The organism is Nocardioides sp. NPDC023903 (assembly GCF_040639295.1).
GTDB lineage: Bacteria > Actinomycetota > Actinomycetes > Propionibacteriales > Nocardioidaceae > Nocardioides.
The window spans coordinates 168,388-192,950 of sequence record NZ_JBEZZS010000003.1; the positions used below are offsets into that span (position 1 = coordinate 168,388).

The 24,563-nt window shown below is 69.7% G+C and carries 27 protein-coding genes; 17 read left to right on the forward strand and 10 right to left on the reverse strand.

Annotated elements, in window-relative coordinates; genetic code table 11:
- Window positions 1-35 precede the first annotated feature (35 nt).
- Entirely contained in the window at window positions 36-806 is a 771-nt protein-coding gene (locus AB0F44_RS05780) for an enoyl-CoA hydratase-related protein (protein WP_357353536.1), read from the reverse strand.
- Between the two features lie 51 nt (window positions 807-857).
- On the opposite strand from AB0F44_RS05780, the gene AB0F44_RS05785 reads away from it, so the two are divergent.
- From AB0F44_RS05785 to ileS, 4 genes are all read left to right on the forward strand, one after another.
- The gene (locus AB0F44_RS05785) at window positions 858-1,256 is read left to right on the forward strand and encodes a GNAT family N-acetyltransferase (protein ID WP_357353538.1); all 399 of its coding nucleotides are present in this window, start codon (window positions 858-860) and stop codon (window positions 1,254-1,256) included.
- A gap of 82 nt (window positions 1,257-1,338) precedes the next feature.
- The gene (locus AB0F44_RS05790) at window positions 1,339-2,085 is read left to right on the forward strand and encodes a DUF559 domain-containing protein (RefSeq protein WP_357353540.1); all 747 of its coding nucleotides are present in this window, start codon (window positions 1,339-1,341) and stop codon (window positions 2,083-2,085) included.
- 8 nt (window positions 2,086-2,093) lie between these two features.
- Window positions 2,094-2,540, forward strand: coding sequence for a GNAT family N-acetyltransferase (locus AB0F44_RS05795; RefSeq protein WP_357353542.1), 447 nt, complete (start codon window positions 2,094-2,096; stop codon window positions 2,538-2,540).
- 268 nt (window positions 2,541-2,808) lie between these two features.
- Complete coding sequence (gene ileS, locus AB0F44_RS05800; protein WP_357353544.1) at window positions 2,809-6,039, forward strand: isoleucine--tRNA ligase; 3,231 nt, start codon at window positions 2,809-2,811, stop codon at window positions 6,037-6,039.
- An 89-nt stretch (window positions 6,040-6,128) separates the two neighbouring features.
- Here the strand turns inward: ileS and AB0F44_RS05805 are convergent, their stop codons facing one another.
- Window positions 6,129-6,614: a hypothetical protein gene (locus AB0F44_RS05805; RefSeq protein ID WP_357353546.1), complete on the reverse strand. Its 486-nt coding sequence runs from the start codon at window positions 6,612-6,614 to the stop codon at window positions 6,129-6,131.
- A gap of 79 nt (window positions 6,615-6,693) precedes the next feature.
- On the opposite strand from AB0F44_RS05805, the gene AB0F44_RS05810 reads away from it, so the two are divergent.
- A complete protein-coding gene (locus tag AB0F44_RS05810) occupies window positions 6,694-7,374 on the forward strand; it encodes a class I SAM-dependent methyltransferase (RefSeq protein WP_357353548.1) in 681 nt (226 codons plus the stop codon).
- Between the two features lie 13 nt (window positions 7,375-7,387).
- Here AB0F44_RS05810 and AB0F44_RS05815 read toward each other — a convergent pair whose 3' ends face one another.
- Complete coding sequence (locus tag AB0F44_RS05815) at window positions 7,388-7,858, reverse strand: DUF6069 family protein (RefSeq protein WP_357353550.1); 471 nt, start codon at window positions 7,856-7,858, stop codon at window positions 7,388-7,390.
- A gap of 175 nt (window positions 7,859-8,033) precedes the next feature.
- Between AB0F44_RS05815 and AB0F44_RS05820 the strand changes: the two genes are divergently transcribed.
- The gene (locus AB0F44_RS05820; protein WP_357353552.1) at window positions 8,034-8,510 is read left to right on the forward strand and encodes an aromatic ring-opening dioxygenase LigA; all 477 of its coding nucleotides are present in this window, start codon (window positions 8,034-8,036) and stop codon (window positions 8,508-8,510) included.
- Between the two features lie 66 nt (window positions 8,511-8,576).
- Here AB0F44_RS05820 and AB0F44_RS05825 read toward each other — a convergent pair whose 3' ends face one another.
- From AB0F44_RS05825 to AB0F44_RS05835, 3 genes are read right to left on the reverse strand one after another with little or no spacing between them, the layout of a single operon-like run.
- On the reverse strand, window positions 8,577-9,377 hold the full coding sequence (locus AB0F44_RS05825; protein ID WP_357353554.1) for an ABC transporter permease: 801 nt from the start codon (window positions 9,375-9,377) through the stop codon (window positions 8,577-8,579).
- Window positions 9,374-10,336, reverse strand: a complete 963-nt coding sequence (locus AB0F44_RS05830; protein ID WP_357353556.1) for an ATP-binding cassette domain-containing protein — start codon at window positions 10,334-10,336, stop codon at window positions 9,374-9,376. The genes AB0F44_RS05825 and AB0F44_RS05830 overlap by 4 nt, the downstream gene beginning before the upstream one ends.
- Window positions 10,333-10,788: a nitroreductase/quinone reductase family protein gene (locus tag AB0F44_RS05835; protein ID WP_357353557.1), complete on the reverse strand. Its 456-nt coding sequence runs from the start codon at window positions 10,786-10,788 to the stop codon at window positions 10,333-10,335. The genes AB0F44_RS05830 and AB0F44_RS05835 overlap by 4 nt, the downstream gene beginning before the upstream one ends.
- A 99-nt stretch (window positions 10,789-10,887) precedes the next feature.
- Here AB0F44_RS05835 and AB0F44_RS05840 point away from each other — a divergent pair, with 99 nt between their 5' ends.
- The 7 genes from AB0F44_RS05840 (at window position 10,888) to AB0F44_RS05870 (ending at window position 17,373) form a co-directional block, all read left to right on the forward strand.
- Window positions 10,888-11,688: a TetR/AcrR family transcriptional regulator gene (locus AB0F44_RS05840; protein WP_357353559.1), complete on the forward strand. Its 801-nt coding sequence runs from the start codon at window positions 10,888-10,890 to the stop codon at window positions 11,686-11,688.
- Between the two features lie 21 nt (window positions 11,689-11,709).
- Complete coding sequence (dapE, locus tag AB0F44_RS05845; protein WP_357353561.1) at window positions 11,710-12,795, forward strand: succinyl-diaminopimelate desuccinylase; 1,086 nt, start codon at window positions 11,710-11,712, stop codon at window positions 12,793-12,795.
- Complete coding sequence (locus tag AB0F44_RS05850; protein ID WP_350664238.1) at window positions 12,792-13,511, forward strand: TIGR00730 family Rossman fold protein; 720 nt, start codon at window positions 12,792-12,794, stop codon at window positions 13,509-13,511. The genes dapE and AB0F44_RS05850 overlap by 4 nt, the downstream gene beginning before the upstream one ends.
- Before the next feature lie 3 nt (window positions 13,512-13,514).
- Window positions 13,515-13,853: a DivIVA domain-containing protein gene (locus AB0F44_RS05855; protein WP_357353563.1), complete on the forward strand. Its 339-nt coding sequence runs from the start codon at window positions 13,515-13,517 to the stop codon at window positions 13,851-13,853.
- A 15-nt stretch (window positions 13,854-13,868) separates the two neighbouring features.
- A complete protein-coding gene (locus tag AB0F44_RS05860; protein WP_357353565.1) occupies window positions 13,869-15,545 on the forward strand; it encodes a hypothetical protein in 1,677 nt (558 codons plus the stop codon).
- A gap of 145 nt (window positions 15,546-15,690) precedes the next feature.
- A complete protein-coding gene (locus tag AB0F44_RS05865) occupies window positions 15,691-15,864 on the forward strand; it encodes a DUF3117 domain-containing protein (RefSeq protein WP_008358749.1) in 174 nt (57 codons plus the stop codon).
- Window positions 15,865-17,373, forward strand: coding sequence for a leucyl aminopeptidase (locus AB0F44_RS05870; RefSeq protein WP_357353567.1), 1,509 nt, complete (start codon window positions 15,865-15,867; stop codon window positions 17,371-17,373).
- A gap of 90 nt (window positions 17,374-17,463) precedes the next feature.
- Here the strand turns inward: AB0F44_RS05870 and AB0F44_RS05875 are convergent, their stop codons facing one another.
- On the reverse strand, window positions 17,464-18,099 hold the full coding sequence (locus tag AB0F44_RS05875) for an O-methyltransferase (protein WP_350664230.1): 636 nt from the start codon (window positions 18,097-18,099) through the stop codon (window positions 17,464-17,466).
- Between the two features lie 142 nt (window positions 18,100-18,241).
- Between AB0F44_RS05875 and sigE the strand changes: the two genes are divergently transcribed.
- The 3 genes from sigE to AB0F44_RS05890 all read left to right on the forward strand — a co-directional run bounded on the left by sigE (window position 18,242) and on the right by AB0F44_RS05890 (window position 20,810).
- Window positions 18,242-18,874, forward strand: coding sequence for an RNA polymerase sigma factor SigE (sigE, locus tag AB0F44_RS05880; RefSeq protein ID WP_350664228.1), 633 nt, complete (start codon window positions 18,242-18,244; stop codon window positions 18,872-18,874).
- Window positions 18,871-19,341: a hypothetical protein gene (locus AB0F44_RS05885; protein WP_357353570.1), complete on the forward strand. Its 471-nt coding sequence runs from the start codon at window positions 18,871-18,873 to the stop codon at window positions 19,339-19,341. Before sigE ends, AB0F44_RS05885 begins: the two co-directional genes overlap by 4 nt.
- Window positions 19,342-19,412: 71 nt before the next feature.
- Window positions 19,413-20,810, forward strand: coding sequence for a trypsin-like peptidase domain-containing protein (locus tag AB0F44_RS05890; RefSeq protein ID WP_357353572.1), 1,398 nt, complete (start codon window positions 19,413-19,415; stop codon window positions 20,808-20,810).
- Here the strand turns inward: AB0F44_RS05890 and AB0F44_RS05895 are convergent.
- Window positions 20,807-21,709: an LLM class flavin-dependent oxidoreductase gene (locus AB0F44_RS05895; protein WP_357353574.1), complete on the reverse strand. Its 903-nt coding sequence runs from the start codon at window positions 21,707-21,709 to the stop codon at window positions 20,807-20,809. The genes AB0F44_RS05890 and AB0F44_RS05895 overlap by 4 nt on opposite strands.
- Entirely contained in the window at window positions 21,706-23,583 is a 1,878-nt protein-coding gene (locus tag AB0F44_RS05900) for an FAD-binding protein (protein WP_357353576.1), read from the reverse strand. The genes AB0F44_RS05895 and AB0F44_RS05900 overlap by 4 nt, the downstream gene beginning before the upstream one ends.
- 82 nt (window positions 23,584-23,665) lie before the next feature.
- Between AB0F44_RS05900 and AB0F44_RS05905 the strand changes: the two genes are divergently transcribed.
- Window positions 23,666-24,154, forward strand: coding sequence for a MarR family winged helix-turn-helix transcriptional regulator (locus AB0F44_RS05905; RefSeq protein ID WP_357353578.1), 489 nt, complete (start codon window positions 23,666-23,668; stop codon window positions 24,152-24,154).
- 92 nt (window positions 24,155-24,246) lie between these two features.
- Here the strand turns inward: AB0F44_RS05905 and AB0F44_RS05910 are convergent, their stop codons facing one another.
- Complete coding sequence (locus AB0F44_RS05910; RefSeq protein ID WP_355018617.1) at window positions 24,247-24,507, reverse strand: helix-turn-helix domain-containing protein; 261 nt, start codon at window positions 24,505-24,507, stop codon at window positions 24,247-24,249.
- Between the last annotated feature and the right edge of the window lie 56 nt (window positions 24,508-24,563).

Sequence of the window (24,563 nt, forward strand, 5' to 3'; positions counted from 1 at the left end):
ACCCTCGCGGAACGAGCGCCTTTCGGCCAATGATTTCAGCCGGTGAAGCTGGGCGGCCGCTTCTCCAGGAACGCGTTGATGCCCTCGCGGCCTGAGGCCGAGCCACCGAGCGCGGAGATGGACTGCGCCTCGCGGCGGAGCGCCGACTCGGGGTTGGGGTCGGCGACGTCGCGGACCAGGTGCTTGGTGCTCGCCAGCGCCTCGGGGGAGCCGGCGAGGAGGGTCGCGACGACCTCGTCCACGGTGGCGACGAGGTCATCGGCCGGTACGACACGGGCGACCAGCCCGGCCTCGAGCGCCTCGGTCGCGGAGAGCATGTCGCCCAGCAGGGTCAGCCGAAGCACCCGATGTAGGCCGAGAGTGTGGACGAGGAGCGACCCGCCGCCGTCGACCGAGAGTCCGACCTTGGCGTAGGCGAGGCTGAACTTCGCCTTGTCGGCCGCGATCACGATGTCGGCGGCCGCGGCCAGCGGGAACCCGACGCCGGCGGCAGTGCCCTGCACCGCGCTGACCACGATGGCGTCGCAACGGACGAGCTCGGTGATGATCCGGTTGGCGCCCTCGGCGAGCTCGAGGATGAACGGCCCCAGGTCGTCAGCGGCCGCGAACCCGGCAAGGTCACCACCGACGGAGAAGTACTTCCCCTCCGCCGCCAGCACGATCACCCGCGCCGAGTCCGCCTTCGCCCGCAGGATCGCCGCCACCATCTCCGCGCCCGCCTCGGGCTTGAAGACGTTTCCCCGGTCCGGGTTGGTCATCGTGATGCGGGCGCAACCGTCGGCGTACTCGTAGCGAATCAGGCTCATGCGCGCATCCTGCCAGGTGCCGAGACGAGGTGTCCGAACTATGGTCACGAGGTGACATCTCCGATCGCCTTCACTGTCACTCGCGTGCAGGCCGCCGAGACCTATCCGCTTCGAGCGCTGGTCCTCCACGGCGGTGCGCCACCCGCGACGGCTAGAGTCGCCGGCGACGACCGGCCAGACGTGGCCACCTTCGCCGCCAAGGACGCCGATGGCGAAGTGGTCGGATGTGTCGGCCTGTTCCCGGCTCCGGAATCCAACTGGCGGGTCCGGCGTCTGGCGACGGCCGAGGCATGGCGCGGCCGTGGAGTCGGCACCGCCGTTCTTGCCGCAGCGCTGGCACATGCGGACCGTCTCGGTGGCGGGACCATCTGGTGCAATGCCACGCCCGCCGGTGCCGCGTGGAATGTACGGATGGTGCGGGAGCTTTGCACACGGTCGTTACGCATGTGACGAATGAGGCGCCACATGCGTCACACAGGTAACGACCGTGTGCATTCGGTTTAGAACGCTTGAGTTCGGGTATGAGTGTCGCGTGAACGATGAGGAGAGGGCCGCGGCGCAATCGGCCATCGAGGCGGCCGCGACGGTACGCGGAGTCGTATCCGGCTTGAGCGCTGCGCTGGTGTGGGGGTGGTCGGTCAAGCACGTCCCGCTGCGACCGGAGGTGACGATCCCGAGAAGTCGCCGGATCCGCCGCACGGTCGCTCGCGGGATCGCGGTCCGCCGGCTCGACATCCCGGCGTGCGACATGGACGGCGTCGTCACGACGCGTCTCCGTACGGTGATCGATTGCCTGCGGAAACTGCCGTTCGACGAGGCGTTGTGTGTCGCCGACTCCGCATTGCGCCTCGGTGTCGGCCAGGACGAACTGATCTCGACGGCCGATCGCACCTTCGGTCCGGGTGCCGGCAGCGTCCGCCGGGTCGCGCACCTGGCTCATGGGGGCGCCGACAATGCCTTCGAGAGCTGCCTGCGTGCGATCGCGATCCAGGTGGACGGGCTGGATGTCGAGCCTCAGGTCAGGATCGCCGAGCCCGACTTCCTCGGTCGCGTCGACCTCGCCGACCGTCGGCTTCGGATCATCATCGAGGCGGACTCGTTCGAGTTCCATGGAACGCGGCGGGCGCTGGTCGAGGACGCGGGTCGCTACAACCGGTTCGTGGCAGCGGGCTGGATCGTCCTGCGGTTCACCTGGGAGGACGTCATGCTGCACCCGGAAGTCGTCCGCGAGGCTCTTTCTGGAGCCGTCGCCGATCGGTTGCGGTCCATGTCTGCATGATTGACGGCGTGATCGACGTGCGCCGGGTGGCGGTTGAGGAGACGTATCCGTTGCGGGCGAAGGTGTTGCGCAACGGTGGGCCGCCGGAGGCGGCGAGGGTGCCTGGAGACGATGGTCCCGAGGTGGCGACGTACGCGGCGACGGATGCCGGCGGAAACATCGTCGGGTGCGTTGGGCTCTTCCCGGAGGCATGCCCTGACCTGGCCGAACACCCTGGCAAGGGGTGGCGGATCCGGGGGATGGCGACGGCGGACGGATGGCGCGGCAAGGGTGTCGGGGCCGAGGTGCTGCAGGCGGCGCTGGACCACGTCGCGGCCAGAGGCGGTGGGCTGGTCTGGTGCAACGCGCGTACGCCGGCGGCAGCCTTCTACGCGAGGGCCGGATTCGTCGAGATCGGTGAGCCGTGGGACGACCCGGAGATCGGTCCGCACGTGCGGATGTGGCGCGCGGTGTAATCGGGTTCGCGTGGCGGGCGCCGGGCGGCGTACTCTCTTCCTTACAGGCGTTCGAGCCGTCATCAGCGGCGAGCCCCGGGAAGAAAGCCTTCGGGCAAGTAGAACCCGGCGGGATTGGCCCGTCACAGCCGAGAATGAGTGGCCCTGGTTTCGACAAGCTCAACCACCGGTGGAGCGTGGCCGACCAGGACAAGCAGGGTGGTACCGCGGTCGAAAGATCGTCCCTGTGGTGAAGACAACCCACTACCACCCAGCAGGAGATGCGTCGATGGCCTATCCGAAGGTCAACTCAGCCACAGTCCCGGCCAGCCCACGCTTCCCGGAGATCGAGACGCAGATTCTCGACTACTGGAAGAAGGACGGGACCTTCCAGGCGAGCATCGACAACCGTGACGCCGGCGAGAACGGCGAGAACGAGTTCGTCTTCTACGACGGCCCGCCGTTCGCCAACGGCCTGCCGCACTACGGCCACCTGCTGACCGGCTACGTGAAGGACATCGTCCCGCGCTACCAGACGATGCGCGGCAAGCGCGTCGAGCGGCGCTTCGGGTGGGACACCCACGGCCTGCCCGCCGAGCTCGAGGCGATGCGCCAGCTCGGCCTGAAGACGACCGACGAGATCGTCGAGATGGGCATCGACAAGTTCAACGCGGCCAGCCGCGCCTCGGTGCTGAAATACACCGGCGAGTGGCGCGACTACGTCACCCGCCAGGCGCGTTGGGTGGACTTCGACCACGACTACAAGACCCTCAACCCCGACTACATGGAGTCGGTGATCTGGGCCTTCAAGACGCTCTACGACAAGGGCCTGGTCTACGAGGGCTTCCGCGTCCTGCCTTACTGCTGGCAGGACGAGACCCCGCTGTCCAACCACGAGCTGCGGATGGACGACGACGTCTACAAGGACCGCCAGGACCCGGCGGTCACCGTGGGCTACGCGCTCGACGCCACCGGTGAGGACGAGGTCCTCGACGGCGCCCACATCCTGATCTGGACCACCACGCCGTGGACCCTGCCGTCCAACCTCGCCGTCATGGTCGGCTCCGACATCGACTACGTCGTGGTCGAGGGTCCGGTCCCGGGCACCGACAAGACGGCCAAGTACGTCCTCGCGGAGGCTCGCCTCGCGGCGTACCAGAAGGAGCTCTTCCCGGAGGCGGACGAGGCGACGGTCCTGGGCCGCTACAAGGGCTCCGAGCTGCTCGGCCGCAGCTACACCCCGCCGTTCTCCTACTACGCCGGTCACCAGAACGCCTTCCGGGTCGTGGCCGCCGACGACGCCGTCACCACCACGGACGGCACCGGGGTCGTCCACACCGCCGGTGCGTTCGGTGAGGTCGACAAGGAGGTGACCGACCGCGAGAACATCGAGGCGGTCATGCCGGTCGGCAAGGACGGGCGCTTCACCGCGCCGGTGGTCGACTACGCCGGTGTCCAGGTCTTCGACGCCAACCTGCAGATCATCGACCACCTCAAGGCGGTCACCCGCGGCGAGGCCGGGGGATCGGTGACCGCGGGCACGATCCTGCTGCGCCGCGAGTCCTACAACCACTCCTACCCGCACTGCTGGCGCTGCCGTCAGCCGCTGATCTACAAGGGTGTCTCGAGCTGGTTCGTCGAGGTCACCAAGATCAAGGACCGGATGCTCGAGCTCAACCAGCAGATCCGCTGGGTGCCCGAGCACATCCAGGACGGCCAGTTCGGCAAGTGGCTGGAGAACGCCCGCGACTGGTCGATCACCCGCAACCGCTTCTGGGGCTCGCCGGTGCCGGTGTGGAAGTCCGACGACCCGGCCTACCCGCGCCTGGACGTCTACGGCTCGTTCGCCGAGCTGGAGCGCGACTTCGGCACCTTGCCGAAGGACGCCGAGGGCAACCCCGACCTGCACCGTCCGTACGTCGACGACCTGGTCCGTCCCAACCCGGACGACCCGACCGGCAAGTCGATGATGCGCCGGGTCTCCGACGTACTCGACGTCTGGTTCGACTCCGGCTCGATGTCGTTCGCCCAGAACCATGTCCCGTTCGAGAACGAGGAGTGGTTCCAGCACCACTTCCCGGGCGACTTCATCGTGGAGTACATCGGCCAGACCCGCGGCTGGTTCTACACCCTGCACATCCTGGCGACCGCGCTCTTCGACCGACCTGCCTTCTCGAGCTGCATCAGCCACGGCATCGTGCTGGGCTCCGACGGCCAGAAGATGTCCAAGAGCCTGCGCAACTACCCCGACGTCAACGAGGTCTTCGACCGCGACGGCGCCGACGCGATGCGCTGGTTCCTGATGTCCTCGCCCATCCTTCGCGGCGGCAACCTGGTCGTCACCGAGCAGGGCATCCGGGACTCCGTACGCCAGGTGATGATCCCGCTATGGAACAGCTGGTACTTCTTCCAGCTCTACGCCAACGCGGCCGACCTGGACACCACCGGCTCGACGGCGTCCGAGGACCCGCTGGACCGCTACGTCCTGGCCAAGCTGCGCGACTACGTTGCCGAGATGACCTCCGCGATGGACGACTACTACGTCGCCGAGGCCTGCGAGGCGACGCAGCGCTTCATCGACGTGCTCACCAACTGGTACATCCGGCGAAGCCGCGAGCGCTTCTGGAACGAGGACAAGGCCGCCTTCGACACCCTCTACACGGTGCTGGAGACCGTGACCCGCCTGGTCGCGCCGCTGCTGCCGCTGACCACCGAGGAGATCTGGCGCGGTCTGACCGGTGGCCGCTCGGTGCACCTGGCCGACTACCCGGTCGTCGAGGACCTGCCGGCCGACGCCGACCTGGTCGCCCGGATGGATGCCGTACGCACCGTCTGCTCTTCGACCTCCGCCCTGCGCAAGGCCCGCAAGCTCCGCAACCGCCTGCCGCTCGGTGGCCTGACCGTGGTCGGTGCCGACATCGCCGGCTTCGAGGAGATCGTCGCCGACGAGGTCAACGTCAAGTCCGTCCGGCTGCTCGCCGCCGACTCGGAGGAGGCCGGCACCTACGGCATCGAGCAGAAGCTCGCCGTCAACGCCCGCGCCGCCGGCCCGCGCCTGGGCAAGGACGTCCAGAAGGCCATCAAGGGCTCCAAGTCCGGTGACTGGTCGGTCGACGAGTCCGGTGTGGTCGTGGCCGGTGGCCTGACGCTGGAGGAGGGTGAATACACCCTGGAGACCGTCGCCGGTGCCGCCTCCGACGACATCGCCGTCTCGATGCTCGCTGGAGGCTTCATCGTCCTGGACACGGTCGTCACCCCCGAGCTGGCCGCCGAGGGCCTCGCCCGCGACCTGATCCGCGCCGTCCAGCAGGCCCGCAAGGACTCCGGCCTCAACGTCGAGGACCGCATCGCCCTCTCGGTGGCCGGCTCCGAGACCGTACGCCAGGCAGCCACCACCCACGCCGACCTCATCTCCCGCGAGACCCTCGCCACGACGTACGACGTGGTCGACTCGCTCGAGGGCAACCCGGTCGACCTGGGCGACGGCGAAAAGGCCCAAATCGCGGTCACCAAGGCCTGATCCTGTTGAACCTTAGGAGGGTGAGTCAAGCCTGGCGTGACTCACCCTCCTAAGGTTTCTACCTCCTGAGGTTCCAGTGAAGGCAAGGGTCACGCCATAGCGAGCCTGGCGTTGCGCCGGGCGGTCGACCTCGCCACTACGAGGGCGACCGCTGCGTAGGCGGTCCAGACGAGGAAGGCGTAGGTCGCATCCGCCAGGGTGGTGCGCGGCGGGATGGCGGAGAAGGTCAGGGCGCTGGCGATGAGGGTCACCCAACCGGCGCAGATCGACACGGTTGCACCACTCGCGTAGGCGGCCAGTTGGGTGCGGACCGAGGTGGGTGCGTCGGAGGAGAGCGTCGCGACCACGCGGCCGCCGATGGCGCCGCCGATGAGCGGGATGGCGATGGTGACTAGCGCGTACACCGCCCAACCGAGCGAGTCCGATCCTGCGCCCGGTGCTGTGGTGGTGAGAGCGGCAGGAATGTCCGCGTTGGCACGCCAGGTGAGCTCATAGGGCGCAAGGAGTACGGCGAAGGCGACGATGCCGACGATCCAGTAGGACCCGAGGGTGAGGGCTCGCCGAGTGGGGGTCATGTCATCAGTGTCCAGCAACGGGGCTGTGGCCCGCATGAGTTCGCACACTCGAGAGTCGACCGAGCGCTACGGTCTGGGTATGCGGGGACCGACGTTTCGTGAGCTGATGGTGCAGGCGCTGTCGTCGGTGGAGCAGGGCTACGACCTGCTGGCGCCGAAGTTCGACGCGACGCCGTTCCGGACGCCGGACTGGTTGCTGGCGGCGACGATCACCGCGCTGCGGGAGTACGGGCCGTTCGAGCGGGGGCTCGATGTGTGTACCGGCACCGGGGCGGGGCTGGAGCTACTCGCGGAGGCGACCGCGGAGCGGCCGACGGGGGTCGACTTCAGCGTCGGGATGCTCGAGCAGGCCAGGGCCGCTCACCCCGACGCCGACCTGGTGCGGGCGGATGCTCGGGCGCTGCCGTTCGAGGCTGCGTACGACCTGGTGGTGAGCTTCGGGGCGCTGGGGCACTTCCTGCCGGAGGAGCGGCCGGCGCTCTTCGACGGCATCCATCGGGCGCTGCGGCCGGGCGGGGTGTTCGCGCTGCCGGTCGGCCGGGCGCCGGGGCCGACCCATCCTGCGTACTGGCTGCTCTCCGGCTTCGATCTGGTGATGCGGGTGCGCAACGCGGTGTGGCGGCCGAAGTTCGTCATGTACTACCGCACTCATCCCAGGCTGGCGCTCTTCGCCGACCTGGCCAACGCCGGGTTCACGGTCGAGACGACGCCGATGCCCGGTGTCGGCGAGCTGATCATCGCTCGCCGACCACCGGGCTGACGTACGCAAGACCTCAGCCGCGGCGCGGGTTCCGCTCCGCCAGCCGGGCGGCGATGGCGGGGACGATCACGGCGGCGGCGACGAGGTGGGAGATCACCAGCATGATGTTGGTGGCGTAGGAGTCGGTGACGGCGATCAGGCTGGGCACGATCGAGAGTGCCGTCAGGGTCCAGGCGGTGCGGTTCCACGTCGAGCGCGGACGCCTGGCGAAGCGGTTCAGGCAGACGGCGATGATGATGCCGATCAGACCGAGCTCGGCGACGGCCCAGGCGAGCCCGGTCGCGGGGATCGCGGCGGGCTCCATGCCGGTGCCGGGCAGTGCTACGTTGAACGGCACCCCGACCGCGCGGGCGGCGAACTCGTAGACGCCGGTGACCAGGGCGCCGACGACGACGGCGGTGATGCTGACGAGCCAGACGGGCATCCGCGCTGCGAACTGACCGCGGGTGGAGGTCGTGGCCTGGGTGTAGGTGCTGGTGCTCATGATGGTGCCTCTCGTCCTGTGGTGGTGGTTTGTCGCGGTCCGTCTGGCCGCTTCTCACTCACTCCACGAACGGCTCGACACCGATCCGACAGTTTCCTCGAAAAAATTCTGCACGACGAAGATCACACCCTCCGGGGCTTTCATCCGAAGGTAAGTTAGGTGAGCCTTAGCCTGCATGACCCGCAAACCTCGGATCGCGAAGCTGCTGAGCCCCCTGATCGGGCTGTTCGGCCTCCTGTTCATCGCCAGTGGCGCCGCCAGCTACTACATGGCCCACACCCAGCTGAAGGCGCAGGAGATCACTGTCGCCGACGACGCCTCGTTCCTAGCCGGAGACAACGTCGACGGCCCGTTCTCGGCCTACTCCCAGGCAGCCACCGTCGAGAAGCACGCCCTGGGGATCACCAAGGGCAAGACGTACGCCGAGCTCGACCAGAAGGACCCGATCCGCGCGGTCGCGGCGGAGTCGTCGTTCGTACGCGCCTCCCTGCTCACCGCGGTCACCGCCTTCGGTCTCTCGGCGCTGGTCGCGGGCCTCGGTGTCGTGCTGCTCTTCGTCGCCTTCGCGATCGGGTCGCTGACCCGAGCCGTCGCGCCGGCGAAGGAGAAGGCCACGGACGAGACTGACGGTCTCGAACCGGCCACCGCCTGACCCCCACCCACCCATTCGCCAACGGGCCCGGGAAGGCAACGCCTTCCCGGGCCCGTTCTCTCGTTCTCAGCCCAGGCGCCGGAACGCGCGGACGGAGAGCGGGACGAAGATCGCCAGCAGGACCGCGGGCCAGGCCAGCGCCAGGAGCGTCGCGTGGTCGGCGAGCACGCCGGAGGTGATCCCGGTCGGGTTGCCGAAGAGGTCGCGGCAGGCGGTGGCCGTCGCCGAGACCGGGTTCCAGGCGGCCAGGAAGCCCAGCCAGCCGGGCATCGTCTCGGGCGAGACGAACAGGCTCGAGCAGAACCCCAGCGGCCACACCAGCACCTGCACCATCGTCAGCGCACCCTCCATACGCAGGGTCAGCCCGAGGAAGATGCCCAGCCACAGCATCGCCAGCCGCAGCCAGAGCAGGAGCCCGACCGCGGCCGCCGCCTCGAGGAACGAGCCCTCGATCCGCCACCCGATCAGCAGCCCGCCGAGCATCAGGACGCCCAGCTGGACCGCCGAGTTGCCCAGGTCGGCGATCGCCCGCCCCAGCGGCACCGCGAGACCGCTCATCGGCAGCGACCGGAACCGGTTGGTGACGCCGCGCTTGGTGTCCTCGGTGACCACGGACATGGTGCCATCGATGCCGAACATCATCGTCAGCGCGAGCACTCCAGGCAGCAGATAGGGCAGGTACGACCCGCCGCCCGGCATCTCGATCGCGCCGCCGAACAGGTAGCCGAAGATCAGCAGCATCATGATCGCGAACAGGATCCCGAAGACCGGCCCCCACGGCTCGCGCTGCCAGTGCTTGAGGTCGCGGAGCGTGATCACCCAGGTCTGTCGCACGGTGGAAGAGATACCTGAAGTCAGATCGGTCATCGGGCGGCTCCTTCAGGATCGAGTACGTGGTCGGGGGCGGTCAGGTGGAGGAAGACCTCGTCCAGGGTCGGTCTGCGCAGCAGCACGTCGTCGACGGTGACGCCGGCGGAGTCGAGGGTGCGTACGACCTCCACGACCGCGGCACCACCGCCGGCCGCGCCGGCCTCGACGGTGACCTCGAGCCGGTCGGGGTCGACGACGGCCGCGGAGCCGAGGACGCCGGCCATCCGGGCGAGGTCGTCCGGTCCGGTCGCGGTGACGATCACCCGGTCGCCGCCCAGATCGCTCTTGAGCGCCGACGGGGTGCCTTCGGCGATCACCCGGCCCGCGCCGAGCACGGTGACCATGCCGGCGAGCTGGTCGGCCTCGTCCAGGTACTGCGTGGTCAGCAGCACCGTCGTCCCGTCCGCGACCACCTGCCGCACCATCTCCCAGACCTCGTGGCGACCGCGCGGGTCCAGCCCGGTGGTCGGCTCGTCGAGGAAGAGGATCCGCGGACGGGTGACCAGACCGGCGGCGATGTCGAGGCGCCGCCGCATCCCGCCGGAGTATCCCGAGACCTTCCGGTCGCCGGCCTCGGTGAGGCCGAAGGCGTCGAGGAGCTCGCCGGCGCGGCGTACGGCATCGGGCTTCGAGAGACCGTGCAGGCGGCCGAACATCACCAGGTTCTCCCGGCCGTGAAGGGCCTCGTCGAGCGCGGCGCTCTGCCCGACCAGGCCGATCGTGGAGCGGACCCGAGCGGGGTGGCGTACGGCATCGTGGCCTCCGACGCGCACCTCGCCGGCATCGGGCCGGGTCAGGGTCGCGAAGACGTTCACCGCGGTCGACTTGCCGGCGCCGTTGGGTCCGAGCAGGGCGTGCACGGTGCCGGCGGCGACCTCGAGATCGAGACCGTCGAGCGCCTGGGTGTCGCGGTAGCGCTTGCGCACGCCGCGTGCGGAGAGAGGAGTCGAGGTCATCGGCCCACCTCGATCCGGAACACGCCGCAGCGGCCGGCGACGGCCTCGAACGCCTCCGGCGTCACCGCGGTGACCACGCCGGCGTCGAGCATGATCTTCGCGCCGTCCGTCATCCGCTCCGGCCACACCCGGAGCACGGTCAACGCCTCCTCGCCCTCCACCTCAACGAGACGCACCTCTTCGGTGTCTTTGCCGATCCGGAGAGTCGCGCGACCGGCGGCGGCACGTACGTTGCGGGCCCAGTCGGCTCCCGGAAAGCCCTCGAGCAGGTAGCGGCGTCCGTCCAGGTCCAGCACCGAGAGCGGGGTGCTGCGGGGCTTGCCGCTCGCGCGGCCAGGCACGGTGAGCACCGGCAGCTCCTTCATCCCGAGCCCGGTCTTCGACAGGGTCATGAAGACCTTGTTCATCGGCTTGAGCCAGCGCGGCGGGACCGGCTTCGCGTCGTTCGGCATACACGTTCCTCCAATTTCGTACGTTGTACGAAGATGTCAACGGACCGACTGTAGCATTTGTTCCGTACGGCGTACGAAATTATTTCGGAGGAGGTTACGATGAGCGACGTGCCGGACCAGCCAGACCAGTCGGACCCGTCCCTGCGCCTGCTGTGGCGCCACCGGACCGGGGTGCGCGAGGAGCCCAGGACCAGGCGTGGGCCCAAGCAGAAGGTGAGCGTCGACGAGATCGTCGACGCGGGGATCGACCTCGCCGACGCCGAGGGGCTCGCCGCGGTGACGATGCGCGCGATCGCCCAGCGCTTCGGTCTGGGCGCGATGACGCTCTACTCCTACGTGCCCAACCGGGACGCACTGCTGGTGCTCATGGCCGACCAGGTGACCGGCCGCGCCGAGCTACCTGAACTGCCCGAGGATCCACGCAAGCGCCTCGAGCTGGTCGCCAACCTCGCCCACGACGAGCTCCGCGCCCACCCGTGGCTACTCGAGGTGCAGGACGTACGCCCCTGGCTCGGCCCCAACATGAGCGACCGCTACGAGTGGCAGCTGCGGGCCGTCGACGGCATCGGGCTCTCCGACCTGGAGATGGACCAGACCGTCGCCGTGCTGATCGGGTTCGCGGGCAACATCGCCCGCAGCGAGCTCATGAAGCGTCGCGCCGAGCAGGTCACCGGGATGACCGAGTCGGAGTGGTGGGAGGCCAACTACGACACGCTGAACGAGGTCATGGCGGGCAGCCACTATCCGCTGGCCAACCGGGTCGGCACCGCCGCCGGCGAGGCCTATCAGGCGGCCAGCGACCCTGCGCGCGAGCTCGACTACGGGCTGGCCAGGATCATCGATGGGGTGCTCGCGCACGTCGAGCGCCGGTCAGCCGGTGCGGCCGACGAACTCTCATGAAGGGCTGGTTGACTAGCGCCTGTGACAACCAGTCCTGACACTCCCGAGATCGACCTGACGACCGACGTGGTGACGCTGACCCGGCAGCTGATGGACATCAACTCCGTGAGCCTCAACGAGCTGGAGCTGGCCGACGCCGTGGAGCGAGCGCTGGCTGCGTACGACCACCTCGTCGTCGAACGGCGCGGCAACTCGATCGTGGCGCGCACCGACCTCGGCCTCCCCGAGCGCGTGGTCATCGCCGGCCACCTCGACACGGTGCCGGTCAACGGCAACTTCCCGAGCCGCCTCGACGAGGCCACCGGCATCCTGCACGGCCTCGGCGCCTGCGACATGAAGTCCGGCGACGCGGTCATCCTCAAGCTCGCCGCCACCCTACGGACGCCCAACCGCGACGTGACGTACGTCTTCTACGACGCGGAGGAGATCGAGGCCGTCCACAACGGCCTCGGCAAGCTCGCGGCCAGCGAGCCAGACCTGCTCGCCGGAGACTTCGCGATCCTGATGGAGCCCTCGAACGCCGGCGTCGAGGCCGGCTGCCAGGGCACGCTGCGGGTCGAGGTGCGCACCACCGGCGAGCGCTCCCACAGCGCCCGCTCCTGGCGCGGCGTCAACGCCATCCACAAGGCCGGCGAGGTGCTGCGCCGCCTGGAGTCGTACGTCCCGCGCAAGCCGGTCATCGACGGGCTGGAGTTTCACGAGGGCCTCAACGCGGTCTTCGTCGCCGGGGGAGTGGCGGGCAACGTGATCCCCGACGAGTGCGTGGTGACGGTCAACTTCCGCTTCGCGCCCGACCGGAGCGAGGAGGAGGCGCTGGCGTTCGTGACCGAGTTCTTCGAGGGCTACGACGTCACTCTGACCGACTCGGCCCCGGGCGCGCTGCCCGGCCTGGACCGTCCCGCGGCGAAGGACTTCATCGAGGCGGTCGGCGGCGAGGTCGGGCCCAAGTTCGGCTGGACCGATGTGGCGCGGTTCACGGTTCTCGGCATACCAGCGGTCAACTATGGTCCAGGTGACCCGATGTTCGCCCACAAGGCCGACGAGCACGTGCGGATCTCCGAGATCACCACCTGCGAGCAGGCCCTTCGTGATTGGTTGACCGCATGACCCGACGCAGCGGCTCCGGCCCACGCCCCACCAAGGGGCGCCCCGCCGGCAGCACCACCGACCAGCGACTGCTGGACAGCTCCGGCCACGGCGACTGGGTTCACACCGACCCCTGGCGGGTCATGAAGATCCAGGCCGAGTTCGTCGAGGGGTTCAACGACCTCTCCGAGGTCGGCCCGGCGGTCTCGGTCTTCGGGTCGGCGCGCACGCCGAAGGACCACCCGACCTATGCGCAGGCCGAGGCCGTCGGCCGAGGTCTCGCGGAAGCGGGCTTCGTGGTGATCACCGGCGGCGGTCCGGGCACGATGGAGGCGGCCAACAAGGGCGCCCTCGAGGCCGGTGGCGAGTCGATCGGCCTCGGCATCGAGCTGCCCTTCGAGGCCAGGCTCAACGACTACGTCAGCTTCGGGCTCAACTTCCGCTACTTCTTCGTGCGGAAGATGATGTTCGTCAAGTACTCCCAGGGCTACGTCGTCATGCCCGGCGGTCTCGGCACCATGGACGAGCTCTTCGAGGCGATGACGCTCTCCCAGACTAAGAAGATCACCCAGTTCCCGGTCGTGCTGATGGGTGTCGAGCACTGGCAGGGGCTGCTCGACTGGATGCGCGAGACGATGCTGGCCGACGGCCGGATCAAGCAGAGCGACCTGGACATGATCACCCTCACCGACGACGTGGACGAGGCGGTCGAGCTGATGCTGAAGGCGCGTGACTGACCGATGGGTTGGATCTTCGCGGCACTCATCGTGCTGGCTCTCGGAGGAGTCGCCCTCGTAGCCGCCGGGACGGGCGCGCCGATGGGGGAGGAGTACGGCGACCAGCCGGACGCTCTGGTGCCCCGTGACCGCGTCCTGGAGGCCTCAGACCTGCGTCACGTACGTTTCTCGGTGGCCTTCCGCGGCTACCGGATGGACGAGGTGGACGCTCTGATCGCCCGCCTTGCCGAGGAGGCAGAATGGCGTGAGTCGACCGCGGCCGGGGATGCCGGTGCCGAGGTCGGAGTCGGGGGACTCACACCACATACGCCCGAGCCCGATTCGGGCTCGCCCGACGTCTAGGACAGAATCGCTGCCGTGAGCTTCGCTGCCGTACTCGTCTACGCCGTGACCGCCCTGGTCGCGGTGATCGTCGCGCTCACCTATCTGAAGCCACATCTCCTGCAGCCGCAGGAGGCGGGGCTGCCGCCCAAGATCCACCTGTACGCCGGCGCCGCCGGCCTGCTGATCTGGGTCCTCTTCCTCGCCTCGCCGTCGTCGTTCTTCCTCGGCGGAGACGTCCCGGGTGTGATCGGACTCTTCGGGATCTGGCTCGCCGCGATCGCGGGCCTCTACCTGCTCGCCCGTCGGATCAAGGAGCAGCGCGCCGCGGCCGCCGGCCACGACGACTACGGCTATGACGACGGCTACGACGAGGAGTACGCCGAGGACGGCTACGGCTACGACGAGCCCGGCTATGCCGAGGCCGGTTACGACGACTACGCCGAGCCCGACGACCGGGCGGGCTACGCCGACCCGCGCCGACCGGTTCAGCAGCCTGTTCCTCAGCCCGTCACGCAGCAGGGGCGCCCGGCCGAACGCCGGCCCGAGCCCCGGCGAGCAGCGGCAGGTGTCGACGAGACCGCCGTGATGCCCCCGGTCGAGCGCGACCCGTCGCCTGCTCCGCCGCCTGCCCCGGCTCCCGCGCCTGCCCCCGCGCCGGCGCCGATGCGGGACGGGCAGATCGGTCGCCGGGTGGCAGGACGCCAGGCCCCGCCCCCGCCCGCACCGCAGCCTCAGCCCCAGCCTCAGCCCTCGCCGCAGCGGCCGCCCCGGCGGGCAGCCGCACCCCAGCCGCCGGCGCCTCAGCAGCCTGTACGTCACCAGCCGGTGCCTCAGCCGCCCGCCCCGGAGCCTCCTGCTCGGCCGCGGCAGGACCGCCCGGCGCCCGCGCGACCCGCGCAGGAGCGGCGAGCCCCGGAGCAGCCGATGCGCGAGCGTCCGGCTCCCCAGCGCCCAGCGCCCCAGCGTCCGGCCCCTCAGCGCCCGGCGCCTGAGCAGCCTCAGCCGGGTCAGGGCGGCCAGGACCCGTGGGGTCGCCGTCAGGAGCCGCCGCAGCGCCGCTCACGTGGCTACGACGATCGCTATGACGACCGCCGCAACGAGAACCACGACGAGTTCGCCGACCGCCGATACCGGCGCGACAGCAGCTACTCGGACTACCCGGGCCAACAGCAGCCGAGCCCGCCGCGCGCACCGCGCCCGGCGCCCCGGCCCGCGCCCCAACCGGCACCCCAGCCGGCACCCGCACCCGCGCCGCCGCCCGCGCCGAGCCGACAGTCCGGCCGCCCCGCGGGGCAGCAGCCCGAGACGTACGATCCCTACTCCTTCGAGTCCTACGGTCCGCGGGACCGGCGCCGCGACCGGACCGAGCCCCCTGCCCCGGCCCCTGCTCCTGCCCCGCCCGCGCCCGACGCGCAGCCGCGCCGACGTCAGCGGGAGCAGGGCTACGACGAGCCGGCCTACGCGGGACACGAGCAGGGCTACGACCAGGGCTATGACCAGGCGTACGCGCAGGGCTACGACTACGACGAGGCCTACGACCGCGGCTACGACGAGCGCTACGACGACGCCTACGACCGGCCCGCCGGAGGCGACCGCCTGGACCGGGACGGAGCGTTCCACGAGTCCTCCGGAGCGGCCATCGTGGTGCACATCACGCTGGTGATCCTCGCGATCTGGCTGACCTGGGCCTACGGAACTTCGGTCATCTGACAGGTTCGAAGCAGGTCAACCCGCCGAAACTCCCACCTTGCCGTAAGGTCTGCTGACCTGATGAGGGATAATGGACGTGCAATGCGCGCTCCGAGGCCATCCGGCAGGTGAGCGCCGACACGCGAGACACGGAAGAAGGTGCCGCATGGCGGCGATGAAGCCGCGGACGGGAGACGGTCCGCTGGAGGTCACCAAGGAAGGTCGGGGCATCGTGATGCGCGTCCCGCTCGAGGGTGGTGGCCGGTTGGTCGTCGAACTGAACGCCGAAGAGGCCGCCGCGCTCGGCGAAGAGATCAAAGGTCTTGGGCTGAACGCGTAGATGACCACAACGCTGCCGTCACAGGTCACGCCGCCCATCTTCACGCTCAACCCGCTCGGTCCGGAGAGTCTCGATGCCGAGATCATCGCGCTGCCGGTCATCCCGGGCGAGGATGCGTTGGTCATCGGTCCTGGTGCCGCCGACCTCGGCGACCACCACGACCTCCTGGGTCACCTCGAGTTCGAAGGTGCCACCGGCAGTGCCGGTGAGGTGACGACGTACGCCGTCACCGGCTCCGGCACCCTGCGACAGATCCTCCTGATCGGTGTCGGTGCGCAACGTCGCGACGACTTCCGGCGGGCGGGGGCCGCGCTGGCTCGCGCCGTGCGGGATCGGTCCGATGTGGTCACGACCATTCCGGCGGCCGATCCGGAGGTCGGGCTGGAGCCGTTCGTGGCCGGCGCGACGCTGGGGTCCTTCCTTTTCCACTGGCGCTCCGAGGGTGCGCCGTGGAAACCGGTGGAGACGATCACTCTGGCCGACCTCGGCGATGACCAGGCGGCAGCGTTGGACCGGGCCCAAGCGATCGCGCGCGCCAGCTGGCGCGCGCGGTTCTTCTCCTCGGTCCCGAGCAACTTGAAGAACCCGGCCTGGCTCGCAGAGCAGGCCAACACCCTGGGGGCCGAGACCGGCCTGAAGGTCACCGTCTGGGACGAGGACCAGCTCGCGGCGGAGGGCTTCGGGGGCATCGTCGCGGTCGGCCAGGGGTCGGCGACCCCGCCCAGGCTGATCCGGCTCGACTACACGCCCCGCAAGGCGGGACGGAAGACTCCGACGGTGGTGCTGGTCGGCAAGGGCATCACCTTCGACACCGGCGGGCTCAACATCAAGCCCGGCGACGGCATGGTCAACATGAAGCGCGACATGACCGGCGGCGCGGTGGTGCTCGCGGTGATGTCGGCGCTGGCCGAGATCGGCTGCCCGGTCAAGGTGGTCGGCCTCATCGCCTCAGCGGAGAACGCCATCTCCGGCTCGGCGCTGCGCCCCGGCGACGTGATCACCCACTACGGCGGTCGCACCTCCGAGGTCACCAACACCGACGCGGAGGGCCGCCTAGTGCTGGCCGACGCGATGGCGTACGCGGTGGACAAGCTCAAACCGGCCGCCCTGGTCGACATCGCCACTCTGACCGGCGCGATGCGAGTGGCGCTCGGTCAGACGATGGCCGGCTACTTCGCCGACGACGACGCGCTGGCCACGCTGCTGGCCGAGGCATCCGATGTCTCCGGCGAGACGCTGTGGCGGATGCCGTTGGTCGCCGACTACGAGGACAAGCTCTCCTCGAAGGTCGCCGACGCCGACAACGCCCCCGGTGGGCCCGGAGCCATCACCGCCGCGCTCTTCGTGCACCACTTCACCGGTGGCATCCCGTGGGCCCACATCGACGTCGCCTGCGGCGACGCCTACGCCGACGTCCACGAACTCACTCCCGGCCCCACCGGTTTTGGTGCCCGGGTCCTCCTCAGCTGGCTGGCGAGCGCCGACCCGCTCTCCGGCGTCGGTTCCTGACGAGACGTCACCCGCGTCGGCCGAGAGGTCACGTACGTCGGTCGAGATGGCACTCGAGTGCCGCCTCGGCCGACGGGAGTGACGCTTCGGCTAGGACTTTCGGGCTAGCAGGAGGCCGTCGCCCACCGGGAGCAGCAGCGGGATCAGGCCGTCGTTGTCGGCGACCTGCTGGTTGAGCTCGCGGATGGTGGCGGTCTCCTCGTCGCGTACGGACGGGTCGGCCACGCGGTCGTGCCACAGCGCGTTGTCGAAGGCGACGACGCCGCCGGGACGGAGCAGACGCAGCGCTTCCTTGAGGTAGGCCGAGTATTCGGTCTTGTCGCCGTCGACGAACACCAGGTCGTAGTGGTTGTCGGTGAGCCGGGGGAGTACGTCGAGGGCGGCGCCGGCGATGCACCGCGCCTGCCGCTGGCCGAAACCGGCCTCGGTGAAGCTCTGGCGGGCCAGCCGCTGGTGCTCGGTCTCGATGTCGACGGTGGTCAGGACCCCCTCGGGGCGCATGCCGCGCAGCAGCCACAGCCCGGAGACACCGGTGCCGGTGCCGACCTCGACGACGTTCTTGGCGTCGAGGACCGAGGCGAGGAAGCGCAGCGCCGCTCCGCCACCAGGCCCGATCGGGGCGACACCGACCTCCTCGGCCCGGGATCGGGCGGCTGCGAGGAGGTCGTCCTCACCGACGAACTCGTCGGCGTAGGTCCAACTTGCGGTCGAGACAGGGCTGGTCACACCGCAAAACCTAACCTGTTTCGCGTAACGGTGCGGGAACGCCTGATCCAACTTGTGCGTTGGAAGAGCACAGGAAGAGGAAAAATAGGAGCCTCACAGGCAACTCTCAGCCCTTCCGGTACCAGGGGATCTACCGTAGGAGATGTCAGCGATCAGCGAGACAGACGACAGGAGCACCATGACCGCCGAACCCACGCAGGCCCCGACCGTAGAGCCGGGTGTTCCGACGTGGGACGAGATCGTGGAGAAGCACTCCGACCGGGTCTACCGGCTCGCTTACCGTCTCACCGGCAACCGCCACGACGCGGAGGACCTCACCCAAGAGGTCTTCGTGCGCGTATTCCGCTCTCTCGACACCTACAGCCCCGGCACCTTCGAGGGCTGGCTGCACCGGATCACCACCAACCTCTTCCTCGACCAGGCCCGTCGTAAGCAGCGGATCCGCTTCGATGCCCTCTCCGACGAGCGCGCCTCGCGCTTGACGAGCAGCGGCCCGACGCCGGACGTGGCCTACACCGACCAGCGCTTCGATGACGACATCGAGCGCGCGCTGGCTACGCTGCCGCCCGACTTCCGGGCTGCGGTCGTGCTCTGTGACGTGGAGGGGCTCTCCTACGAGGAGATCTCCGAGATCCTCGGTGCCAAGCTCGGCACCGTCCGCTCGCGTATCCACCGCGGCCGGGCGATGCTCCGTGACAATCTCGCCCACCGCGCCCCGCGCGGCGGACGACTGCGTCACTCCGGGCCCAAGGTGTTGTGGGGCGGGGCTTCATGAGTCTTCTGGGCAACCACCTCGGCGCGCGCATCAGCGCCCTTCTCGACGGACAGCTCCCCGCAGCAGACGAGGAGCGCGCCTGGGCGCACGTACACGAGTGCTGCGCCTGCCGCCGCGCCGTGGAGCGTGAGGGCTGGCTCAAGCGACGCCTGGCCGGCCTCAGCGTCGACCCCGGAGTCACCGCACCGGCCGACCTGAAGGGCTCGCTCCGCGGCGGCGCCCTGGCCGCCGCCTCGATGTGGCCTGCCGACGACCTCGATGAGGCCTACTCCGACCCCCGGTCGATGCGGCGTACGTTGGTGATGGTCGCCGCCGGTGGCGGCGCCGTCGGTGCCGCCGTCTTCGGCATGTTCACCTTCGCTGCCGCGCCCGCCGACGCGCCGGTCCCCAGGAACCTCCCGGTCACCGCGGTCACCCAGGTCCCGGGCGCCCCGGGCGCTCCCGTCGTCGCCCACGTACGCCGCTGATCGAAGCGCCCGGCGACACGACACGAGACCCGGGCTGCCGATAGTTGGGGCGAGTGGGAAGAATGGGTGTCGTGACGCAGGAACCACAAGACGACCAGTCGCGGCCGATCTCCCGTTGGGCGCCACCGTCCGACGTGCCTTCGGCCGGGCAGTCGTCCCCTGACGACCTTGTCGACGACGAGCGGGATACGGCCGAGGTGCCGTTGCCGGGCATGCCGAGACCCGCTGTCGCGCCGGTTCCGGCCGCCGACACCGCTCCGCTGCCGCCCATGGTGCCGCCTCCGCCGGGCGGCTCCCTGCCGGGGTTCGATGGCCCGCCTGCGCCACCACCCTCGTCACCGGCCCGGCCCGACTCCTCACAGCGCCGCCGCATTCCCGGCCCGATCTGGGCGCTCGCGGCAGCCGTCGCGTTCCTGCTCGGTGTGCTCGGAGGCTATGCGGGTGGCGTACTCGAGGACCAGGACGACATGTCCAGCCTGGCCGGCGGGGGCCTCGACCCGGGCTCGATCGAGACCGACGCGCCCTTGGAGGGCGACGACGCCAGCATCGTGAAGGTGGCCGCGACGCTGCTGCCCTCGACGGTCCAGATCTTCGCTGAGTACCAGGGCGTGGAGGATGCCGCGACCGGCTCCGGTTTCGTCTTCGACCGCAACGGCCACGTGGTGACCAACAACCACGTGGTCGCCGACGCGGCCAAGGCCAAGGGCAGCATCGAGGTGGTCGACCACAAGGGCCGCCGCTACAAGGCCGATGTGATCGGGCGCAGTGCCGTCTACGACCTCGCTGTCCTCGACGTGCCGGAGGTCAAGGAGCTCGAGCCGGCCTCGCTCGGCAGCACGTCACGGCTGCGGATCGGTGAGGGCGTCGTCGCCATCGGGTCGCCGCTGGGCCTCAGCTCCACGGTGACCTCGGGCATCGTCAGTGCGCTCCAGCGCCCGGTGAGCACCGGGCAGACCGAGGACGACACCTCCTACATCAACGCCGTCCAGACCGACGCGGCGATCAACCCCGGCAACTCCGGTGGTCCGCTGGTCAACCTCGTCGGCCAGGTCATCGGGGTCAACTCGGCCATCGCCACCGCAGGTGGAGGAGAGGGCGGCGAGGGCGGCAGCATCGGCGTCGGCTTCGCGATCCCGATCGACCAGGTCAAGGTGACCGCCGCCCAGATCCTGAAGACCGGCAAGGCGACCTACCCGATCGTCGGAGCCTCCGTCGACGTGCAGGCCGTCGACCACAACGGAGCGCTGATCTCGGTGGTCGAGGCCGGATCGCCGGCCGCCGCCGGTGGGCTCAAGGACGGCGACCGGGTCACCAAGGTCGGAGACGTCACCGTCACCGACGGGATCGGCATGATCGTCGCCATCCGTGCTCACCAGCCGGGGGAGACGGTCGAGTTCACGGTGATGCGCAACGGCGCCCGCCACGAGCTCAAGATCAAGCTCGACGCGCAGACCGAGAACCTCGCCTAGACGCCACGCTCCGCCGCGACCAGCTCCCGCACCGCCGGGGCGATCTCGGCGCCGAGGCGCTCGGTGAGGGCGGGGTCGTCGCCTCCGATCAGGTAGGCGGAGAAGCCGTGCTCCAAGGTGAGTCCGGCGAGATCCTCGACCCATTGGTCCGCCGGTCCGTCGAGCAGACCGCGGCTGGCCGGCTGGAGTGAGACGTTCATGATGTTGAGAAGGCGGCGTACGTCGTCGGGCGAGCGGCCCGCGGAAACGGCCGCCTCGTCGATGCGGCCGTTGAGGCCGGGAACCGCGTCCGGGCCACCCTCGAGGTACTCCAGCGTGGGCAGCCACCCATCGGCGTACGCACCGGTCAGGGCCAGCATCCTGGGCTTGTAGGAGCCCACCCAGATCGGGATGTCGTGGGCGGGGGCCGGGCCGCGCTTGACCCCGTCGGCGACGTAGTGGTCCCCGCGGAAGTGGACGCCGCCGGGGCTGTCGGTGTCCCACACCTCCCGGATGATGCCGATCGCCTCGCGTAGCGCGTCGACCCCCGCACCGGCGCCGAGCCGGCGACCACCCATCGCGGCGATCCCATCCCAGAACGCTCCGGCGCCGAGTCCGAGCTCGATACGGCCACCGCTCAGCCGGTCGAGGGATGCGACCGCACGGGCGAGCGTCGCGGGCGGACGCAGCGGCAGGGACAGGACGTTGCCCGCCAGGTGGATGCGCTCGGTGCGCGCAGCGGCGTACGAGATCAGGGTCCAGGCGTCGAGGAGCGCCGGTTGGTAGGGGTGGTCCTGGAAGGTGACCAGGTCCAGGCCAGCTCGGTCGGCGGTGACGGCGAGGTCAACGACGCGTTGCGGCGTCCGCGAGCTGGGGGTGACGAAGGTGCCGAAGAGTAGGTCGTGTCCGTAGTCGCTCATGCGTCCTCCGCCGGGTCGTTGTCCGAGTTGTTCGAGTTGATGTGTGGTGCGATGTTGAAGTTGTCGCGGAACAGGTTCTGGGGGTCGTGGCGTCGCTTGATCTCACGCAGCCGCTCCAGAGCCGAAGAGCCGAAGGCGTCGGCCAGCCGGTCCGGATCCGTGTCGGTCTCGAAGCTGAGATAGAGCCCGTCGAGATGGTTGCGCACGCCGTCCCAGGCAGCGTCGAGCGCACGCGGGTTCCCGCCGAGCGCGGTCACCTGGAAGGCCGCATCGCGATGCGGGAACGCGGTCGAGCCGGGGTCCACCTCGGCGATCGCCCCGCCCATGGTGCGCAGCTGGAAGAACTGCACACCGCCCGTACGCAGCATGGCGGCCGCGTCGCGCGCGAACTCCGGAGTGAGGGCGCCGATCAGGCCCGAGTGCGAGTGCGGTTCACCGTGGCCGTGGTGCCCGTCGCTGCCGACGTCCGGCGCCTGGTTCATGACGTCGGTGTAGCGGGCCAGCACCACCTGCTGCTGAACGAGCCTGCCGAGGCCGGCGAACGGGTTGAGCCGTTCGACGATGGTCTCGGGGTCGGGGGAGTCGACCAGCCCGTAGAGCTGGAGGACCGACCCTTCCGGCCGCGGCGGGCCCGTCACCAGGAACACCGTTGTGTCGCGAGGCGCGGAGGTAGCGAGCTCGCCGAAGCGGAGCAGCGCCGCCTCGAGGTCGGGAACGAGCAGCATCAGCTGGGCCGAACCGACCTCGGCGACCTCGTGGGCCTCGAGCTCGAAGGCGGTGACCACGCCGAAGTTGGCCCCGGCACCGCGTACGCCCCAGAACAGGTCGGCGTTCTCGGTCGCGCTCGCGCGGACCATCGACCCGTCGGCGAGCACCATCTCGACCGCGACCAGATGGTCGATGGTCAGCCCGTGCTCGCGCGAGAGGAATCCGATGCCGCCGGCGGTCGCCAGACCACCGACGCCGACCCCGCCGTAGTCGCCGGAGCCGATCGCCCAGCCGTACGCGTCCAGGGCAGCGGCCACCTGCTTCCAGGTGGCGCCGGGACCGATGCGGACCCGGCGCCGAGCCGGATCGATCACCTCGATCCGGCTCATGGCGCTCAGGTCGATGACGATCCCGCCGTCATTCGTCGAGCGCCCACTCACCCCGTGTCCGCCACTGCGGATCCCGAGGGGCAGATGCGTGTGCCGGCGGGCGAAGCCGAGCGCGTCGGAGACCTCCGCCGGCGTACGCGGCCGCAGCACCAGCCCCGGGCTGCCGCCGCGCAGGTAGGTCGAGCGTACGCCGCGATAGCCCGGGTCGCCCGGCTCGACCGCGCCGGCCGCCAGGGTCTCCGGGACCTCGTCGTAGGCGATCCCCGGCCGGCGCAGTGCGCGCACCGCCGCGGGCCGACGGGGCCGGCCCGAAGCCGGGCCGCCGAGCTCGGCGAGCAGGCCGGCGACCCGGTCGACCTCGGCCTCGGTCGTGGCTGGGACGACCACCGCACGGCCGCCGCCATTCAGCTCATCGGTCGAGGTCAGCAAGGTCAGCGACTCGGCGGTCGTCCTCGCGGGAGCGACGATCCAGGTCGAAGCGTCGGTGGGCAAGCGGGTGCCAGCGATCTGGTCGAGGCTCTGTCGCGCCTTCTCCGCAACCTGTGGGAACCACCCGTCAGTTGCAGAGGGGTCCGCCACGTCCGCCGCCTGGATGCCGACCCCGACCTGGATCGCCTTGGTGCTCCCGAGCAGCCAGGTGGCAACGGTCCATGGGTCGTCGGCGCCGGGTTCGACCACGACCAGGTCCAGGCCGCCCTCCTCGGCCCGCCGGGCCAGCGCGACCAGCCGGTCCGGGGCGAGGGCGACATCGAGACCGACGCCCAGTTCGATCGTCATTCACATCCTCCAATACGCGGCGAAGAAGATCGTATGTTAAACAGACGATTGGTTCAACCGCAGGAATTGATAGGATGTTCCCGTGACCACGAACGCATGCGAGCAGACCGATACCGACCTCGGCTGGAGCCTCGGCACCCTGCTGCGCGGCTACCGGGAGCACGTCAACGCCGCGATCGGTGAGTTCCCGCACGGGCAGCGCGGCTACGAGACGATGTGCTCGGTCGTCCGGGGTGACCAGCCCAGCCAGCTCGCACTGGCCACCCACCTGGGCATCGACCGCACGGTGATGACCTACCTCGTCGACGACCTGGTCGAGGCCGGACTGGTCGAGCGCCGCCCCAACCCCGCCGACCGTCGCCAGCGCCAGGTGGTCGCGACCGAGGCCGGCGCGGAGGCCGTCGCCGCGCTGTGTCGCCAGGTCGCCGCAGCCGAGGCAGGTGTGCTCGCTGGTCTGGAGCCCGAGGAGCGCAGCACGCTGCGGCACCTGCTCCGGAAAGCGACCGGCGCCGCCCCCGCGCACACTCCGGAGGCCTGCGCGGTGGTCACCGGCGAGGACCGCAAGGCGTGAAAAGACGCGAAGAGCTGCTCGGCAGCATGCCTGGCAGCTCTTCGCGTTGTTGTGGGGAAGGTTTTAGTTGTGGGGGTTGAGGGTGCTTTGACTCAAGAAGCGTCCGGCGTGGCGGCGGGCGCAGCAGGCTCGGCCTCGACGAACGGGTGGTCGGCCACAAAGGCCTTGGTCTGCGAGTACATGTCATCGATGAACTTCTCGAGGACGCTGGACTCAACGCGCCACTGGCCGCGCCCGCCGATCTTGATGGCGGGGAGCTCACCACGGCGGACAAGGGCATAGACCTGTGCGCTCGAGGTGTTGAGCACCTCGGCGACGTCGGCAAGAGTCAGGAAGCGGGGGGTACCAGACATAAGGATCAGTCTCCCAGACTCTGCAAGCGGCCGTAAACCATCGCGCCAACCTGTTA

Excerpts from the sequence above, each read along its gene's own strand:
- AB0F44_RS05780 (WP_357353536.1), bottom strand. The coding sequence starts at position 806 with ATGAGCCTGATTCGCTACGAGTACGCCGACGGTTGCGCCCGCATCACG.
- ileS (WP_357353544.1), top strand. The coding sequence starts at position 2,809 with ATGGCCTATCCGAAGGTCAACTCAGCCACAGTCCCGGCCAGCCCACGC.
- AB0F44_RS05805 (WP_357353546.1), bottom strand. The coding sequence starts at position 6,614 with ATGACCCCCACTCGGCGAGCCCTCACCCTCGGGTCCTACTGGATCGTC.
- AB0F44_RS05810 (WP_357353548.1), top strand. The coding sequence starts at position 6,694 with ATGCGGGGACCGACGTTTCGTGAGCTGATGGTGCAGGCGCTGTCGTCG.
- AB0F44_RS05815 (WP_357353550.1), bottom strand. The coding sequence starts at position 7,858 with ATGAGCACCAGCACCTACACCCAGGCCACGACCTCCACCCGCGGTCAG.
- AB0F44_RS05820 (WP_357353552.1), top strand. The coding sequence starts at position 8,034 with ATGACCCGCAAACCTCGGATCGCGAAGCTGCTGAGCCCCCTGATCGGG.
- AB0F44_RS05825 (WP_357353554.1), bottom strand. The coding sequence starts at position 9,377 with ATGACCGATCTGACTTCAGGTATCTCTTCCACCGTGCGACAGACCTGG.
- AB0F44_RS05830 (WP_357353556.1), bottom strand. The coding sequence starts at position 10,336 with ATGACCTCGACTCCTCTCTCCGCACGCGGCGTGCGCAAGCGCTACCGC.
- AB0F44_RS05835 (WP_357353557.1), bottom strand. The coding sequence starts at position 10,788 with ATGCCGAACGACGCGAAGCCGGTCCCGCCGCGCTGGCTCAAGCCGATG.
- AB0F44_RS05840 (WP_357353559.1), top strand. The coding sequence starts at position 10,888 with ATGAGCGACGTGCCGGACCAGCCAGACCAGTCGGACCCGTCCCTGCGC.
- AB0F44_RS05850 (WP_350664238.1), top strand. The coding sequence starts at position 12,792 with ATGACCCGACGCAGCGGCTCCGGCCCACGCCCCACCAAGGGGCGCCCC.
- AB0F44_RS05855 (WP_357353563.1), top strand. The coding sequence starts at position 13,515 with ATGGGTTGGATCTTCGCGGCACTCATCGTGCTGGCTCTCGGAGGAGTC.
- AB0F44_RS05865 (WP_008358749.1), top strand. The coding sequence starts at position 15,691 with ATGGCGGCGATGAAGCCGCGGACGGGAGACGGTCCGCTGGAGGTCACC.
- AB0F44_RS05870 (WP_357353567.1), top strand. The coding sequence starts at position 15,865 with ATGACCACAACGCTGCCGTCACAGGTCACGCCGCCCATCTTCACGCTC.
- sigE (WP_350664228.1), top strand. The coding sequence starts at position 18,242 with ATGTCAGCGATCAGCGAGACAGACGACAGGAGCACCATGACCGCCGAA.
- AB0F44_RS05885 (WP_357353570.1), top strand. The coding sequence starts at position 18,871 with ATGAGTCTTCTGGGCAACCACCTCGGCGCGCGCATCAGCGCCCTTCTC.
- AB0F44_RS05895 (WP_357353574.1), bottom strand. The coding sequence starts at position 21,709 with ATGAGCGACTACGGACACGACCTACTCTTCGGCACCTTCGTCACCCCC.
- AB0F44_RS05900 (WP_357353576.1), bottom strand. The coding sequence starts at position 23,583 with ATGACGATCGAACTGGGCGTCGGTCTCGATGTCGCCCTCGCCCCGGAC.
- AB0F44_RS05910 (WP_355018617.1), bottom strand. The coding sequence starts at position 24,507 with ATGTCTGGTACCCCCCGCTTCCTGACTCTTGCCGACGTCGCCGAGGTG.